Origin of the sequence: Alteromonas sp. MmMcT2-2, assembly GCF_022348305.1 — a bacterium.
In the GTDB taxonomy this organism is placed as follows: domain Bacteria; phylum Pseudomonadota; class Gammaproteobacteria; order Enterobacterales; family Alteromonadaceae; genus Alteromonas; species Alteromonas macleodii.
This window is the reverse complement of sequence record NZ_JAKRFA010000020.1, coordinates 49,820-66,931: the sequence shown is the minus strand read 5'-3', so window position 1 is coordinate 66,931 and position 17,112 is coordinate 49,820. Positions and strand designations below refer to the sequence as shown.

General features: G+C 42.4%; 16 protein-coding genes. 5 read left to right on the top strand and 11 right to left on the bottom strand.

What is annotated here, in order from left to right; all coding sequences use genetic code 11:
- Nucleotides 1-136 precede the first annotated feature (136 nt).
- A complete protein-coding gene (locus tag MHM99_RS12830; protein WP_239219627.1) occupies nt 137-1,777 on the bottom strand; it encodes a response regulator in 1,641 nt (546 codons plus the stop codon).
- A gap of 121 nt (nt 1,778-1,898) precedes the next feature.
- Between MHM99_RS12830 and MHM99_RS12825 the strand changes: the two genes are divergently transcribed.
- From MHM99_RS12825 to MHM99_RS12815, 3 genes are all read left to right on the top strand, one after another.
- Nucleotides 1,899-2,453, top strand: coding sequence for a VC2046/SO_2500 family protein (locus MHM99_RS12825; RefSeq protein ID WP_049586250.1), 555 nt, complete (start codon nt 1,899-1,901; stop codon nt 2,451-2,453).
- A gap of 149 nt (nt 2,454-2,602) precedes the next feature.
- A complete protein-coding gene (locus tag MHM99_RS12820; protein ID WP_049586251.1) occupies nt 2,603-3,598 on the top strand; it encodes a rhodanese-related sulfurtransferase in 996 nt (331 codons plus the stop codon).
- A 58-nt stretch (nt 3,599-3,656) separates the two neighbouring features.
- Nucleotides 3,657-3,899, top strand: a complete 243-nt coding sequence (locus MHM99_RS12815; RefSeq protein WP_012518428.1) for an EF-hand domain-containing protein — start codon at nt 3,657-3,659, stop codon at nt 3,897-3,899.
- A 519-nt stretch (nt 3,900-4,418) separates the two neighbouring features.
- Here the strand turns inward: MHM99_RS12815 and MHM99_RS12810 are convergent.
- The 5 genes from MHM99_RS12810 to MHM99_RS12790 form a co-directional block, all read right to left on the bottom strand.
- Nucleotides 4,419-5,420: a hypothetical protein gene (locus MHM99_RS12810; protein WP_049586252.1), complete on the bottom strand. Its 1,002-nt coding sequence runs from the start codon at nt 5,418-5,420 to the stop codon at nt 4,419-4,421.
- Between the two features lie 258 nt (nt 5,421-5,678).
- Nucleotides 5,679-6,212: a hypothetical protein gene (locus MHM99_RS12805; RefSeq protein ID WP_239219625.1), complete on the bottom strand. Its 534-nt coding sequence runs from the start codon at nt 6,210-6,212 to the stop codon at nt 5,679-5,681.
- A gap of 242 nt (nt 6,213-6,454) precedes the next feature.
- On the bottom strand, nt 6,455-7,780 hold the full coding sequence (locus MHM99_RS12800; RefSeq protein WP_014976575.1) for a DEAD/DEAH box helicase: 1,326 nt from the start codon (nt 7,778-7,780) through the stop codon (nt 6,455-6,457).
- A 278-nt stretch (nt 7,781-8,058) separates the two neighbouring features.
- On the bottom strand, nt 8,059-8,712 hold the full coding sequence (locus tag MHM99_RS12795) for a CoA transferase subunit B (protein WP_239219623.1): 654 nt from the start codon (nt 8,710-8,712) through the stop codon (nt 8,059-8,061).
- Nucleotides 8,712-9,419: a CoA transferase subunit A gene (locus MHM99_RS12790; protein ID WP_039232997.1), complete on the bottom strand. Its 708-nt coding sequence runs from the start codon at nt 9,417-9,419 to the stop codon at nt 8,712-8,714. The genes MHM99_RS12795 and MHM99_RS12790 overlap by 1 nt, the downstream gene beginning before the upstream one ends.
- 122 nt (nt 9,420-9,541) lie before the next feature.
- Between MHM99_RS12790 and MHM99_RS12785 the strand changes: the two genes are divergently transcribed.
- A complete protein-coding gene (locus MHM99_RS12785; RefSeq protein ID WP_171337045.1) occupies nt 9,542-10,426 on the top strand; it encodes a LysR family transcriptional regulator in 885 nt (294 codons plus the stop codon).
- 37 nt (nt 10,427-10,463) lie between these two features.
- Here the strand turns inward: MHM99_RS12785 and MHM99_RS12780 are convergent, their stop codons facing one another.
- Together MHM99_RS12780 and MHM99_RS12775 are read right to left on the bottom strand one after the other, a co-directional pair.
- Nucleotides 10,464-11,222: a hypothetical protein gene (locus MHM99_RS12780; protein WP_014979324.1), complete on the bottom strand. Its 759-nt coding sequence runs from the start codon at nt 11,220-11,222 to the stop codon at nt 10,464-10,466.
- 95 nt (nt 11,223-11,317) lie between these two features.
- The gene (locus MHM99_RS12775) at nt 11,318-12,022 is read right to left on the bottom strand and encodes a HAMP domain-containing sensor histidine kinase (RefSeq protein ID WP_171337044.1); all 705 of its coding nucleotides are present in this window, start codon (nt 12,020-12,022) and stop codon (nt 11,318-11,320) included.
- Nucleotides 12,023-12,230: 208 nt separating this feature from the next.
- Here MHM99_RS12775 and cysB point away from each other — a divergent pair, with 208 nt between their 5' ends.
- Nucleotides 12,231-13,205, top strand: a complete 975-nt coding sequence (gene cysB / locus MHM99_RS12770) for an HTH-type transcriptional regulator CysB (RefSeq protein ID WP_014949524.1) — start codon at nt 12,231-12,233, stop codon at nt 13,203-13,205.
- Nucleotides 13,206-13,289: 84 nt separating this feature from the next.
- On the opposite strand, the gene MHM99_RS12765 is transcribed toward cysB, so the two are convergent.
- The 3 genes from MHM99_RS12765 to pabB all read right to left on the bottom strand — a co-directional run bounded on the left by MHM99_RS12765 (nt 13,290) and on the right by pabB (nt 16,891).
- Nucleotides 13,290-14,663: an L-serine ammonia-lyase gene (locus MHM99_RS12765; RefSeq protein WP_014949525.1), complete on the bottom strand. Its 1,374-nt coding sequence runs from the start codon at nt 14,661-14,663 to the stop codon at nt 13,290-13,292.
- A 153-nt stretch (nt 14,664-14,816) separates the two neighbouring features.
- On the bottom strand, nt 14,817-15,389 hold the full coding sequence (locus MHM99_RS12760) for a CoA pyrophosphatase (protein ID WP_171337043.1): 573 nt from the start codon (nt 15,387-15,389) through the stop codon (nt 14,817-14,819).
- A gap of 62 nt (nt 15,390-15,451) precedes the next feature.
- A complete protein-coding gene (gene pabB, locus MHM99_RS12755) occupies nt 15,452-16,891 on the bottom strand; it encodes an aminodeoxychorismate synthase component I (RefSeq protein WP_239219621.1) in 1,440 nt (479 codons plus the stop codon).
- Nucleotides 16,892-17,112 lie beyond the last annotated feature (221 nt).

Here is a 17,112-nt window from a genome sequence, read left to right as displayed (position 1 = left end):
TGGCGTCAGGCGATGAGTCGTTTTATTATCGAGTTCGAGGAACGACTCGAAAAGCACATTAACTAATGGCAGTTACACAGAATCTGTTACAGGCTCTAAAAAAACTAACAATCTCATAGCTCACCAGTTTTCTAATTCAAAAGCTGATATATTTAGAGAGTTCATCTCTAAGGTTGGTGTATTTTTCTTTGTACGGCGCCTTAAGTGACATATCGTCAATCAATTTAAACAACCGCTTACACTCATTAATGAGTTTCATTTCGGCTTTATCTTCTTTGATTGCAATTTGTAGAAGACATTGTAATAGATTAAGCGCAACCCCTGTATTTACAGGAGCAAAGCCTTGAGCAAGGGCAAATGAAGCTTTAGCACGTTCGTAATCTTGCTGCTGATAGTGTTGAATGCCTTCGCGGTTGAACTGTTGATAACTGGCTAAGTTTTTCTGAGCATTGAGGGCTTGCGCATCCAGCATGTTTAGACTGTTTTGGTCGAGCTCATCCTGTCTTGAAGTTAAAAGTGCATTCAACTGTAGCGCATCATCAAACTCACCCAGTTTATACATAACGTTAATACTGTCAGGAATAAACGCGGTAGGAACTTCCGTGTACTTATCATCAAGAAGCGTTTGTGACGTTGTTAAGTGGCGTTTGGCATCAATCAGTTTGCCGTCTATAGCGCTAATTCTAGCGTTGACGATTGTGCCAAATATATCTACGTCAAAATCTCTGTCCATTTTTTGAAGATGTTCATCAAACTTTCCTCGTTGCAGGGTAAGTAATGCTTCTTGCTGATACTTATTGCGCTGGCGCTTGTCGTCTGCAAACTCTGCGACATCTAAAAGGCTTCGGATAATACCGCACCAGTGTAAACTTGTTTTGTGAACGGTTCGTTTTGATAAATCCCAGATCGCTTGGCTTGAACTCGCTGCCAGCACTAAATCGTCATTTTGCCGACCTATTTCACAGGCTTTGAAATGCCTGGGTAAGGAGTAGGGTGACAGTTTTATTGCTTCTTTTATTGCATCTAGTGCTTTGTCGCCAGCTGTGGTGGCTTGGTGTGCTTGCGCAAGAATATCGTGGGCGTCTGCATTGAACCGGTTACGCTTTAGCGTTCTCTTGGCAATTGAAATCGCTTTCTCATATTCCTTTAAAAGCAAGTAAGTTTTTCCAATAGCTATTTGTGCCCACAGCACGGGTTTTCCGTCAATGTAGTCACGTAACACATCTAGCGATTTATCGGGTTGCTTTATACGCCAGTATAGCTCGACTAATAGCTGTTCACAGTGACCTTTATAGTGGGAAGGGGAGTCAAGTAACGCTTCGATATGGTCGATCGCACTGTTTATTTCACCCTGTTCAACGAGACTAAACGCTTGCTGGAGAAACTGTCTTTTCTGCCACGCACGAACAATACGAGATTTCAGCTGAACTTGAGAAAAGGGCTTAATTAAAAAATCATCGGGTCTACGTTCAATACTGCCCAACACTATCGGTCGAGCGCTATCTGCGCTTATCAGAATGAACACCGATGTGGGACTGATAAGCCTTCGAGTGCGCAACTCTTCAATGAGCTCATAGCCATTTTTGTTGTCAGCTCCCAAATGTAGATCACAAATGACAATATCAAACTTATGCTTTTTACATAGTGATACCGCTTGTTCAGCAGATGACTTCGTAACTACATCAGATGCGCCCATCGAATGCATCAGCCCCTTTAATAAAAGAAGGAAAGGGCGTTGGTCTTCAACAATCAGTACTTGTTTGTTGCTAAATTGCATTTCAAATCCATGAATGAGCGCGCGATTACTTTATAGGAGTATATCTAATTTTAGATAATAAGCTTAAGAAAAACATTATCTTGCCGAAAACATAAGTATACATATGAAGTTGTAAATAAGAATGTCGCAAGAAACTGTCGAAGCTCGTGAGCAAATACCTATTGACCCCAGTATATACTGGGAGCGCAGTGGTGTGCTTGCTAAAGCATCTGCGCAGGGAGCGTTGTTCTCTTTATATCTTGCTATGCAGCAACATAGTGTTGCCGAGCCATTTGAAATTGAAGCGGTAGCGTCAGAATCTGATGATAAAAGCAGCATCGAATCCAAGCTTGCATCGTTAAATTATTATAGAAGGCCATCGCTAGCTGCTAATGAAAGCGAATGGGGCAGAATGCGCGTTTTGTCTGAGTTAGTATCTCAAGACTATGCGGCAGCAAGGTTATATTTAAGTATGAATCCCTCTCCACTTTCACAAACTGATGATGCTAAACGTCTACCCGACGATGTAGTAGATAATTGTAGTTTGGCAACACAAAAGCGGTTGAAAAAGGAATACACTAACACCGTGAAGGAAGATAATACGCTGCTATACGATATCCTTTCATCACAAGATAAAGAATTCCATTCACAACAAGAAAATTCGTCACACTTCACATCTTTTGAGAATATTGCATAGCAGTTTTTTCAATTCGTTGTTGCGGACTAAGTTTGGGTTGACGGAGGAGCGCTAATTCGTATCCGCCCTAGTTTTTATAATTCCTTTTTGTTATATTGCGCGCCGCATTTTTGCACTGGTCTTACGCTCCAATCAGCAAAGGTTAAAATATGTCTAAATATATTGTATGCGCAATGTATAAATTTGTTGCGCTTGAAAACTTCAAAGAAATCCGCCACCCGCTTCTCGAAACAATGGAAGCTAATGGCATTAAAGGTACACTTCTTCTTGCCCACGAAGGGATAAACGGTACGGTTTCTGGTACTCGCGAAGGTATCGACGCATTACTTGCTTATTTAAACAGCGACGAGCGTATTAATCCTATTTCTTGCAAAGAGTCTCTTCACGATGAACAGCCGTTCTATCGCACCAAGGTAAAACTGAAAAAAGAAATTGTGACCATGGGCGTTGAGGGTATCGACCCTCGCAAAACCGTTGGTACTTACGTAAAACCTAAAGACTGGAACGCACTTATTAGCGACCCAGATGTTACGGTTATTGACACGCGAAACGGTTATGAAATTGAAATTGGTACGTTCAAACACGCTATCGACCCTAAAACCGAAACGTTTCGTGAGTTTCCTGAATACGTAGCGAAAGAGCTCGACCCGTCAAAAAATAAAAAAGTGGCTATGTTCTGCACCGGTGGTATTCGCTGTGAAAAATCGACGGCTTACTTGAAAGAGCAGGGGTTTGACGAGGTTTATCACTTAGAAGGCGGTATTCTACAGTACCTTGAAGATGTACCGAAAGAAGAGTCGTTGTGGGAAGGCGATTGCTTTGTATTCGATAATCGCGTTGCAGTTAACCACGACTTAGAGAAAAGCCATTATGAGCAGTGCTACGCGTGCAGACTTCCAATTACTGAAGAAGACAAGCAGAGTGATAAGTATGAGCCGGGTGTTAGCTGCCCACACTGCTTTGGTACCCATACCGACGATCAAATTGCTCGCTTTAGAGAACGTGAAAAACAGGTTCAGCTGGCAAAAGAGCGTCAACAAGAGCACGTAGGAACGGAAGCGCGTTTGACCATGGAACAAAAGCGTCAGGAAAAAGCAGAAGCTCAACGTTTACGCGCACTTAAAGCAAAAGAAAATCAGGCGTAGACAGCTAGAAAGAAGGGCGTTACACTCGTGCTTATTGCAGTTGAAATAAGGAAAGCGAGTGAGCACTCAACTTTCAGAATCTAAAATTGAAGAAATTAGAAAGGACTTCAGCTTTTTCGATCGTGATGGCAACGGCCAAATCGATTTGCCGGAGTTCATCGAGCTTCTAACCGTTATTTCACCAAAAACGAAAGCTAGCCACGTACAAGAAGGCTTTAAGCTTATCGATAGTAACGACGACGGTTACATCGACTTTGAAGAGTTTTTGGAGTGGTGGCAAGAAGGATGGTGGGAATACTAAGTTTAAACTTAGTAACACTTATCGTCGACTGAGGCTTTCGACACGCTAGGCCAAGCGTGAAAACGAGGGCTAGGCCACGTAAAAGAGCCAATTGAAAACGAGTGCTTTTAAGCACTCGTTTTTTTATGTGTTGAGTTTGGCCATTCGTGTTTAATGCGAAATTTAGCGTCATTACGTTAGCCATGAATGTCAGCGTTGACGTAAGCCAGTCATCGGGAATATGCAATAGTAAGGGCGCAATAAGTAATAAGGGGAGTTTTACGCGGAAGTTTGGTAAAACTCCATCATGTGCGGCAGGGTACTAATTTGGCAGCGCCCCATTTATTCTGTCAACAGTTACGACTCAAAAAGAGTTTTACGGAATTGTGCTGATGGTGCGCTTGCAGTACAGAACCTCACTTAAGTTAAGATGGTATCACTCCGTTTAAGCTTTTTCTTTATAACTAACTATTAGATACAAGAAAGGCCGCAGCAGCGACCTTTCTGAACAATTAAATTGTATGAGTAGAATTCATATTTTTAGTCTCCTTGAGTGTTCCTATTAGGAACAAACATAATTATAAAGCCTTGGCCTGGCATTAGCAATTCATCTCGCCGCGCTAACACCCATTTACCATTAGATTCGAAAACTCTATCATAAGTTCCTTTTGCTGTTGACCCGCTTCCCCAGTTACCCGTCCTTTGAAACAGTAGACCGTACTCTTTAGTATTTATATCAACCTCTATACGAGCTTCCTTAATAAACCTCGTGAAGTTACCACTTATATACGGTTCCGTAGTTAAGTCTTGATCAAAAGTTAAAACGCGGTCAATAGTAATTGGTTTACCTCTATCTTCGCCTGCAAAGCGATTCAAAGGTACGCGAACCTCCATATCGTTTTCATCTTCATCTGTAGGATGAGTATACTCGGTAAAATTAGTGATAGATTCATCATTGATAATTAGTTCAGTAAGTAATGGAGTATGAGATTTATCTCGTGTCCCAGCCCCTTGGACAAACATGGGGTTTTCTTTGTTGGGATTGATCACGACTTTTTGAATAGACCTATTCACGATCTGAACGCGATTTGCCCTAGTATCTACAATGATTGAGTACTTCATAGACAGGTCTTCCATATGATACTCAAGCTCATTATCAAAAAATTGCTCTTTAATATTGGCCCGAGCAAGGCCCTTATGGCTTGGTAACACATCATTCAGGAGAGCTTCAGTGAGAGAAGCCCAGCGTTCCTCGATCGAAACCAAATTCTTTAATTTATGAGGATTATGAAACACATCGAATATATGTTTTTGGAAAAGTTCGGTGAACTGCGCAGACTTCAACAGCGCAGCAAATACACCACCGCCAATAAGAGCAGAACCAAAACTCAAAAACAGAGACAACAATTTGTCCCAAACAGTACCAGCTGTGGCAGGAAGAAATGTCCCTAACGCCATAAGGGCCAAGCCACCGAGTATCATGGTATAAATCAGATTTTGCTTGGCTTTCGGTAGCAGAGTGGCTTTAAACCAGTTTGACATAGTCCCTTCCTTAGTCATATTTAAATGCCTAGACGTAAGCGATTTTTAGCGTGGTGCGAGAGCTTGGCACAGCCTTTAACTGGAATAGCCCAAATATGCCCCCGTTTTAATAATTACTATCTTACAGCTTATTTTAGTCTGGCAATATAATAAAATCTAAAATGTCCGCATGACTTATCTTAAACGGTCCTCTCATACAAAGATTTCTTTTAACAACAAATACAGGCGCCCTAAAAAGCAATCCTTGGTGAATACAAATTACCATTCAGCGCTGTATAATTTATTGGCTGCAGACGCCTCTACTTCTAGTGGGGCTTTATCATAACCGTATTCAGCCATGTCGAAAAAGTGTTGGGTGACAACTTCATCCAAACTGGCTCGTTCAATCTGTAACACATGCACTAATTCGTGGGCTAACTTGGGTCTATTAAGCTCGAAATCTTTACGAGCATAAATCGAATAGCCGAAAACTTGTGCGTTATTTATTATTCCTTCTCCAACAAGTCCAACGGCTTCACCAAACACTTTAAGCGCGAAGTTTTCGTAGGGATAAGGCACTTCATCTACATAAACAATTCTTACTTTCTTAGGCTGTTTTATGCCTATCTCCGCTGCTAGCGCCAATTCTTGTTCGTTCAACGGTTGACCTATTTTTAAGCCTTTCATATCTGTTTCATGTGCCCACTCTATGTATTGCGGCAACAATACGCGTGCTATTATTTTTTCATAGGAAAGTGCCACAACGACTAATACTATAAACAAGGCTAACGATACGAACTTTATAAATTTCATGTGGTTAAAATCCATTTTAAAGGGGGAGTTTGTGCCGCTTACACGCTTTGTTACAAACAGTTGAAGCGTGTAGTCAGCACAATCGACTTGTTGCTATATGCGTAGTAGAGCATATGATGGCGAAGTGTTCCATCAAAGGGCTGCAGGAAATGTGATTAAAAACAAAGTGAAAGGTTACACACCGCTATTCAATAGTGAATTGTGACTAGCGGCGGTGATGGTTCAGACTACGATATAGAGTTTTACTCGTCGTCGTCAGACAGAGTGTTTCTTGGCTTGCGTTTCACAGGAACCATACCAATGTCTTCTCCAGACATGGTATCGACACGTTTTTTAGTGCCAGGTTTTGCTGGTTTCGCTACGCGCTTTTTACCACTTTTCGCATTTGATTGTTTCGATACTTTTTTCTTCGGCGTAAAACCTTTGAAAGACGCCGAGAATTCGTCATGCGGTGAACACTCTAACGCATATTGAAGGTGATTCTTAAGCCCCTCGAAACTGTTCCAATCACGAGGGCCAATTAGCGAGAATGCTTCGCCTTTTTGCCCAGCACGGCCTGTACGGCCGATACGGTGAATGTATTCATCCGCGTTCTTAGGAAGATCAAAGTTAACCACCAATCCTACTTTTGATAGATCTAGTCCACGAGAGGCGAGGTCGGTAGTAACCAGAATACTGTGCTGTCCACGAGCAAACGCACTCATTACTGCTGCGCGTTGGCTTTGTAGCATATCACCACGAAGCGCAATAGCTTCTAAGTTTTGTTCGTTAAGCAGTGCTGCAATTCTATCGGTATCTTCACGGGTAGCTGTAAATACGATAGCTTGGTTGTAGGTACGATTAGCTAGCTCAAACTGTAAAATTTGATCTTTGTTATCAACATTGTCTGCAAAGAAGCACTTCTGTTCGATATCGCCATGCTCTGCGGTTGAGTCTCCTACAGCTACGCGAACAGCGCCTTTGGTTAACTGCGTTGTCATATGCTTTAGCTCAATATTATCGAGCGTGGCAGAAAACAACATAGTTTGACGCTTTCTGTGATCAGCATAGTCGTTAATCATTTTAAGCTGAGCAGAGAAGCCTAAGTCTAACATTCGGTCGGCTTCATCAAAGATAAGCAACTCTAAACCGTTTAAATACACACTTTTATCTAATAGATGGTCGGCTACACGACCAGCGGTACCAACGATAATGTGAGGGTTACGGCGAAGCGCTTTAACTTGGTCGTTATAATTTTCACCACCCACAATAAGTGAACAAGTAAGATTTAGCCCGGTACACATTGATTTAGCTTCAATGAAAACTTGTTTGGCTAGCTCACGAGTTGGCGCAAGAATAAGTGCGCGTGGGTCTTGACGACTAAGGGCTTTTTGCGACATTAGCCTGTTTATAGCTGGCACTAAAAAGGCGAAGGTTTTACCTGACCCCGTTTTTGATGACGCAATTATATCTTTGCCCTGAATAGCAGGCAGCATAGTGCGTTCTTGAATTTCGGTAAGCGTCGAAATGTTTTTCGTTTCGAGCTTAGAAATAATTTTGTGGTGAACAGGTAAATCAGTAACTAGCAAGAAGGTATAGCCTTTTTTAAAATGACATTCGGGCGCATTATCCCTTAATGCACGGTGCATTTAAAGGTTTATTGGAAAGGCTTGTAAGTTTGCACACTGAAGGCAGGTACTTGTAACAATCGTTACTCAACGAAGAATATAAAGTTAAAGCAAAAATGTGAGTTAACTCAATGGCGCGCTTACCACAAGAGCATAAATGCTGAATGATAAGCGCGACATTGCGAAGCAAAATTAAATGAGAAGTACAATTAAATGAAAAGTACAATTAAACGCAGAGTTTAAAACTGCATTTCAGGTACATTTTCAGGAACAACAAGCTTTCCGCCCGTTTTGCCTTTAATTTCGTCAACGCTGACGCCCGGGGCGCGTTCTTGAAGCACAAATGCGCCGTCTTCAACACTCAGCACTGCTAAGTCGGTAATAATGCGCGTAATACAGTTAACACCGGTTAACGGTAAGGTGCATTCGCCAAGTAGTTTTGGGTTACCGTGTTTGTCGGTATGGGTCATAGTAACAATTATGTTCTTTGCTCCAGCAACTAAGTCCATAGCGCCGCCCATGCCTTTAACGAGTTTGCCCGGTATCATCCAAGACGCAATATTGCCCGATACATCAACCTCAAATGCGCCAAGTACAGTAAAATCAACGTGGCCGCCGCGGATCATGGCAAAGCTCTCGGCGCTACTAAAAATAGATGCGCCTGTGATAGCCGTTACCGTTTCTTTACCAGCGTTTATCATATCAGCGTCAATTTCATTTTCAGTCGGGTAACGTCCCATGCCCAAAAGGCCGTTTTCTGATTGCAGCATCACGCTGATGTCATCTGGTACATAGTTAGCTGCAAGGGTAGGGATACCAATGCCTAAATTAACGTAATCGCCATCTTTAAATTCCTGAGCGACGCGCATTGCGATTTGTTCTCTACTAAGCATTACACTGACTCCTTGCTAACTACACGGCGTTCAATACGTTTTTCAAATGAACCTTGAATGACACGGTTAACATAAATCCCTGGTGTGTGGATCTCGCTAGGGTTCAATTCACCAGGCTCTACAATTTCCTCTGCTTCTACCACAGTGACTTTACCTGCAGTAGCCGCCATAGGATTAAAGTTTTGTGCTGTATGGCGATAAATACAGTTTCCGTAAGTATCTGCTTTCCATGCTTTTACAATGGCAAAGTCGCCAGTAATAGCATGTTCAAGAATATAAGGGCGACCGTTGAATTCTTTGACTTCTTTTCCTTCACCAACAGGCGTACCATAACCTGTGGCAGTGTAGAAGGCAGGAATGCCAGCACCACCAGCGCGCATTTTTTCCGCCAGCGTTCCTTGAGGTGTAAGCTCAACTTCCAACTCACCGTTAAGCAGTTGTTTTTCAAACAGGGCATTTTCACCTACATAAGAAGACACCATTTTGGCTATTTGCTTATCTTCCAATAAAAGGCCTAATCCAAATCCATCTACACCGCAGTTATTAGAAACTACCGTAAGTCCAGATACGCCCATTTTCTTAATTTGGCCTATCAGTCCTTCGGGTATACCACACAATCCGAAACCGCCCGCAATAACTGTCATACCATTTTCAAGGCCAGCCATTGCTTCTTCGTATGAGGATACAACTTTGTTAAATCCCGCCATTCTCTATCTCCAATGCATTTGTTAAAAATAAGTATCGACATTGTTGCTTCATTTGTAAAATCGAATTAATCTTGCAATTAATAAAAACTATTTATTAATCGCTGAGATCAGTTGAAAAGTTTATGGATGTTTCATACCGTCAAATAAAAGCGTTTGTAGAAGTGGCCAAGTCATCAACCTTTGCTGAAGCCGCGGTAAATCTACATTTAACACAGCCAGCTTTGTCATCGGCAATTAAAAAAATGGAAGAGCAGTTAGGCGGTAAGTTATTCCAACGCAATACACGCAATGTAAGCCTAACACCAGAAGGAGAGGTGTTGTTTCCAAATGCTTTGAGGCTACTGCACGACTGGGACAATACTTTTTCTGATATTCAAAATTTGTTTGCTATGGCGAAAGGGCAGCTTACCATTTGCGCTATGCCGTCATTTGCCGAGTCTCATTTACCGAATATCTTGTCAGTATTTCATCAACGAATTCCAAACGTAAACTTACGAATTGTCGATGTAGTAATGGAACAGGTAATTCATGAAGTTACTACTGGACGCAGCGAGATTGGGTTCTCGTTTGAGCCAGAGCGCAAAGATGGTTTAGTGTTTAAAAGCCTTTTTGCTGATGAGTTTGTTGTTGTGACCAACAAAGCACAATCAGCCCATTTAGGGGACAAGTTGCATTGGCAGGACTGTCTAAAACTTCCATTGGTAATGATGAATAGGGGATCTGCGGTACGCCACTGGACTCAATCTAAGCTAGCACAATATGGTGAGCTAAATATAATCGCGGAAACGGGGCAGCTATCTACACTAGGAAAGCTTATTCTAAATGGTTTAGGTATATCTATTATGCCGGCGATTTGTAAAGCGCAAATGGAGGGATTGGGGCTAGTAACAAAAGAAATTAGTGACATGCCTCTGGTGAAAAATATTGGAATAATTCGAAATGCGCGAAAAGGGTTATCGCTGCCGGCTCAATCAATGTGGAACATGGCCGTAGCGCATTATGAGTGAAATAATGCGCTTTATAGTTTCTAAGAAAAGGTTCGACCTACCACTTCTTCTTAGGTGCGAACAACTCGTCTAATTCGTCCCTTTCTTCTTCTTGCTTCTTGGCGCGATCTTTTTCGTTCACGCTCTTAAGGTTACTTTGGATTTCGTGCAACCACTCGTTAAGTGCAGCAAGTTTAGACGTTGAGTATTCGTCTTGAGGGTTTTGATTTTCTAGTGCGTTTTTCGCCTTTTCAAAATACTGTCTGGCTGACCCAAGCATATTAGTTTGAAGTGCAGCGCGGCCGCGCTTAATCAATGTTTCTACATTTACTTTTACCTGCAAGCGTTCAAGCTGCTTATCTTCATCCATGAATACTTTAGAATCAATTTGCCCTTTGCTATGTTCTGAACGAAGAATAATGCGCAGTTTCTTAACGGCCTGAATGTATTGAATGATCATTTTGTCGTTGTCGGGTAACGCGAAATCGTTAGTGATACCGCTATTGTCCGAAAGAGCAGCAGCGGTTGCTTGCTCACTGCTTGAGATACGCTGTTTTAGTTCAGATGTACTCGATAAATCGTTCATTGCTTTCAAGGCATTTAGAATACGATTGTGAAGTATGCCCATAATGCGCGAAGAAACAGGCATGTTTACACAGGCGGCAATAACGTTCTCAGTTTCGTCGACAATAGTACGCTGTTTGGCAAGTTCAGTTCTGCGCTCAGCCTCTTGCTTTTGACGATGTTGTTGCATTGCATTGATAAAGATAGCTGCGATTAGCAAAACAACAATTAATATAATAATAATCACGTACATGCGTGTGTTTCCGTCTGTTTTTTATTTTTTATAACGTTAACGTATTACTACGTACGAGCGTTACTTTTTGTATTACTTAATGTTATCGGTCAATCTTACGGTATTTTTACTTCAAATACACTTCCACCGAGACTCCCGCCGTTGGAAAGGGCGATTGAGCCCACTTTATCTCCTTGAGAATGCGCGTTTGCAATTAACTTCGCAAAAAATAACCCCAATCCCGTTCTTCCTTGGCTTAACTCAAAGTCACATAGCTCTTCGTGGCTTTTAGTCAACATCGCTTCAGGATAGCCACGACCATCATCCTCTATTTTAATGGTCATGAAGTCGTTCTCGTCTGCTTTGGCACTTACTATTATTTGGGATGTTCCATAGCGCATTGCGTTAATGATTACATCGTTTAATAACAAATAAATTAACTCACTGTCTAAGTACCAGCTAAGGTCATCTTCGATAGCGATGCTTATATCAATATTTTTCTGCGATACATATAACGCATTAGAGCCAACAACATCCTCAACCAAATCTTTGATGAAACTTTCGTCAACGGTAATGGGTAAACTTTCTAATTCAGCCCTGTACAAAGAGAGTACTTGAACAAGATTGGTGTTGAGCCTGGATGCTTCATAATGAACACTCGCAACCTGCTCTCTAGCTTTCTCGTCTTGAGGAGAAAGGGCGTCGCTGAGTGTTTCAATAGATTGAATAAGGAGAAAAAGTGAATTTTTCATATCGTGCACAGCAGCTGCCAACACCGATGAAAAATCAATTGTGGATGTAACTTGTTTACTGCTACTCATTATCTATCTAACACCGTGCTTTTTAATCACCTACCCATAATGTAGAAGAAATCGGATAAAGGCGAATAAATCCCACTCGAAAATGTAAAAATTCAATTATTTTCAACTTTATAATGCCAATTTCGTAATAGCAACTAGTAAAAAAAGGTGGTTTTGGTTATAACGGAGGGAGTACAGTGTCAGTCTATCGCATTAAACGGTGTAAAATATGAAGCTACAGCAACTACGGTATATCGTAGAAGTCCTCAATAACAATTTGAACGTGTCAGCAACAGCAGAAAGTTTATATACCTCACAGCCGGGTATCAGCAAACAAGTTCGCATGTTGGAAGATGAACTAGGTGTTCAGATTTTTGGCCGTAGCGGTAAGCATTTAACACACGTAACAGACGCCGGTAATGATGTAATCAATATAGCTCGTGAAATACTAGCCAAAGTAGAGAGTATTAAAGCGGTAGCAAGGGAGCACACGCTTCCAGATCAAGGTAAACTAAATATTGCGACTACGCATACGCAAGCCCGTTATGCATTACCTGATGTTATTCAGGGTTTCATGAGCAAGTATCCAAAAGTGTCATTACACATGCATCAGGGCACGCCGTCTCAAATTAGCGACCTGGCTGCCAAAGGCGAAGCCGATTTTGCTATCGCTACCGAGGCTCTCCACTTGTACAACGATTTAGTCATGCTTCCTTGTTATCACTGGAATCGCAGTGTAATAGTAAACAAAGACCATCCGTTGTCGAAAAAGGGCACTATCGATATTTCAGACATTGCCAAATATCCGTTGGTTACTTATGTTTTCGGTTTCACCGGGCGCTCTGAATTAGATCAAGCGTTTGAAAGAGCAGGGCTAACACCTAAAATCGTGTTTACCGCAACAGATGCCGACGTTATTAAAACCTATGTCCGCTTAGGTGTCGGTATTGGTGTTATTGCGTCGATGGCGGTAAGCGAAGAGTTAGATGATGATCTTGTGAAGATAGATGCAAGTCACCTGTTCGATTACAGCACGACGAAAATTGGTTTCAGAAAAGGGTCGTTCTTAAGAAGTTATATGTACGATTTCATTGAGCGTTTTGCGCCTCACCTGACCAAGGACAAGGTTGAGAAAGCTATGATGCTGAAAAATAACGAAGAAGTAGAAAAAATGTTTAAAGGCGTGACGCTTCCAGTAAAGTAAACGCAGCGCTTGTTGAAAACGTTTTAAAAAGGGGCTAATTGCCCCTTTTTTGCGTTTCACATATTGTCTAGTTAGAGCGCGGCGCTAACATTCGATAATATTTACCGCGAGCCCACCTCTCGCCGTTTCTTTATACTTAGTCTTCATATCGTTGCCAGTATCGCGCATAGTTTTAATAACCTTATCTAGTGATACTTTTTGCTCACCGGTTCCGCGCAGTGCAAGACGAGAAGCATTAATGGCTTTGATTGCACCCATGGCATTTCGCTCAATGCACGGAACCTGAACCAAGCCACCCACGGGGTCACAAGTAAGGCCGAGGTTGTGCTCCATACCGATTTCCGCAGCGTTCTCTACCGAGGCAGCTGTGCCCCCCATAATTTCAGCTAACGCGCCTGCAGCCATTGAACAAGCGACGCCTACTTCTCCTTGGCAACCTACTTCAGCACCTGAGATTGACGCATTTTCTTTATAGAGAATACCAATAGCGCCTGCGGTAAGCAGGAATCGGCTTGCTACTTCTTCATCAACAGGTCGAATAAACTTATCTACGTACTGTAGAACCGCCGGAATGATGCCCGCTGCTCCATTTGTTGGTGCAGTTACAACACGGCCGCCAGCTGCATTTTCTTCGTTTACAGCTAAAGCAAACAAGTTAACCCAATCCATAGTCTGCATAGGGTCGTTTGTGTGTTCAGTTTGAAGTCGACGGTATAGTCCAGGCGCACGGCGAACTACCTTTAGCCCACCAGGTAAAATACCCTCGCTTTCGATACCTCGCTGAATACAGGCTTTCATCACTAACCAAATGTTGTGTAGCTGTTGCTTCACTTCGTGCTTGGGCCTGAAAGTTGATTCGTTACGTAGCATCAGTGAACTAATGCTTAAGCCGTTAGTTTTACACAGAGCAAGAAGGTCACCGGCCGTTTTAAAAGGGAAGGGTACTGATGCTTGCAGGCTGGCTGCATGCGCTTTGGTCGCATCGAAGTCTTCGTCTTTTATGATAAAACCACCGCCAATACTGTAATAAGTTTGTTGTTTTACAAGCTCATCTTTCGCGTACGCATAAAACGTTAAGGCATTAGCGTGTTTGGGGAGCGTTTTACGGCGGTGAAAAACAATGGCGTTCTTGTTAGGAAAGCGCACTAATTTCTGGCCATTAAGGCAAAGCTTTTCCGTGTTGCGTATTTCTTCAAGTTTAGTCTCGATGCTGTCCACATCGACAACGTCTGGAAGTTCTCCTAGTAAACCGAGGATAACAGCTTTTCCTGTTCCGTGGCCGATACCGGTTTGGCCTAATGACCCAAACAGTTCAACTTTCACGCTATCCACTGAATCAAAAAGCGCAGCTTCCTGAGCGAGTTCGGTGACAAACTCGGCGCCTGCTTTCATTGGTCCTACGGTGTGCGAACTCGATGGGCCAATGCCCACGCTGAACATATCAAATACACTGATCATAAACTTTCAAAATTAAAACAAAGTAATAGTAAGATCATGCATCCACCACGGAAAAACCACAATACAGAAAAGCTAATAAAGGGATTAGTTTTGCTAATACGCTGTAAAGTTTAATTTATAGTACACGCAAGAGCGGTCAAGCAAATACAAAGGCTAAGGGTGAATATGATGAGATAAATTGCGTAACATTGCCGCCGTTGCGCCCCATATCATGCGGTTTTTCCATGGGATAAAGTAAATTGGAAATGCCTTTTTATCGCGATGCGTCGTGTGAACTAAATGATTTCTTCTCTCTAAAACATGTGCGAGAGGCACTTCAAAAGCGCTTTCTACCTCATTTTTGTCAATAATCGGTGTAAAGTCAGGATTTACAAAGCCAACAACTGGCGCAATTTCATATCCGCTGATTGTTCGGTATCTAGGCAACATTCCTACTACGTCTACGTGAGTAGCGGGTAAACCAACTTCTTCTTCAGCTTCTCTAAGTGCCGCGTCAAAAAAAGAATTGTCAGCTTCGTCGACCGCTCCGCCTGGAAAACTGATTTGACCTGGATGATGCTTAAGGTGGTGCGCTCGTTCGGTAAGCAGTAGTTGAAGCGAATTGCCATAATCTATCAGGGGGATAAGTACTGCCGCAGGGCGCCCTGTTTTTCGCAACGGAAAATCTGGCTCGGTGTGAGGCTGCCTTAAGTGGTGAAACTGTGATAGAAATTCGTTCTTTGTCATAGATATTTGTTTACAACCTATATGCTTACCTTTGTGCTAGCACATTACATACAAATACTGTGCTATTGGTTAATTGATTCAAGTACTGGCAGTATTCTAGACACTTTATCTAGGGTTTCTTGATATTCTTCGTTAGAAACAGAATCTAGCACAATACCACCACCGGCCCAGCAATGTAATCGACGGTTCTCTGCCAATACGGTTCTAATACAAATACTTGAATCCATGTCTTCACGAAAACCCATATAGAACACGCTACCACAGTAGATATTCCGGCGATGTGGCTCTAGCTCATCGATAACTTCCATCGCGCGGATTTTCGGTGCTCCAGTTATTGACCCCCCAGGAAATGCTGATGCCAGAAGCGATAAAGGCGAAGAAGATTCATTCAATTCACCAGTTACCGTACTTACTAAATGGTGCACAGCCTGATAACTTTCAAGAGCAAAGAGTGCGGGTACGTTCACCGAGTGAGGTTTGCAGTGCTTTGAAATATCGTTGCGCAACAGATCTACAATCATGAGATTTTCTGCACGGTCTTTTTCTGCTGAGAGCAAGCTCTGAGCACTGGCGGCATCTTCTTCTTTGTCTTTAAATCGCGGGCGTGTACCCTTTATCGGTTTTGTTTCTACAACCCCATCTCTAACGCGTAGAAAGCGTTCTGGTGAAATGGAAGCAATACAGCCTTGGGGCAGGTTATAAAAAGCTGAAAATGGCGCTTGATTTTGATTGCGTAGCTCACAATATGCTTGCCACATATTCCCTTCAAACGCTGCGCTAAAACGTTGCGCCATATTTACTTGGTAGCAATCACCGGCACGCAAATAGGCGTGTATTTTATCCAAACAAGCTTCATATTCCGTTTTAGACAAATTTGATTCGAACCGCGACGTTAACTTGAAGTTTGGCTCAGGTGTTTCGTCGTTGAACGAAGAAAAAAACTGAGTCAGTGGTTGACTGTCAACGGAGCAATAATAGATGTAACCTGTTTTTGTATCTTCAATAAGTGAACGAAGATAAAGGCCAACCGCAAAATCAGGGGTTTCGTAGTCATCTTTGGCGATGCTTGGCATCGTTTCATAAAAGCGCCCAGTGTCATAGCCTGCCATACCAGCCACACCGATAATGAAAGGGAGGTGCGCTGTATTTACACTGGCATGTATCTCTACATTTGAAACGCGCGCATGTAAGTGTGCTTGCACCGCTTCAAAGGGCGCCAATGTTAATTCCTGGCGCTTTGAAGTGTTTAGTTCTATGAGTTGAACCTTATCACCTTTTGCTTCGATAACTGCGGAAGGCGAAATTGCCATAATATTGAAGCGACCTTCACTTTTCGACGAACCAGAAGTATCTAGTAAAAGGGAGTATGGGTGTGTAGAGACTCGCTTAAACAGTGCATTGAAAACGGCTGTGTTCTCGTCACAATTTAGCGCTAATTTGTCGGCTAATTCCTCTGCAGTGAAACGGGAAACATGAACGTGAATAGTATCTGCGTGTGACATAGGTGTTTTCTGTACTTCTTTTTATCGTGGGCGTTTGGTGCTTGAATTAAGCACAAACTTCCTTCTATTTTTAACTGGCGTTAACAAATAAGGGCTAATAACCGATGACATTAAGCTGCTTTTTCAGATATCCCTTCAGCATAGTTTTTAAAAATGACTGGAATTAGCCACAAGCACATGGTTTTACATGGTGCGTTGTCTTTAGATGCGCTAGTATACGC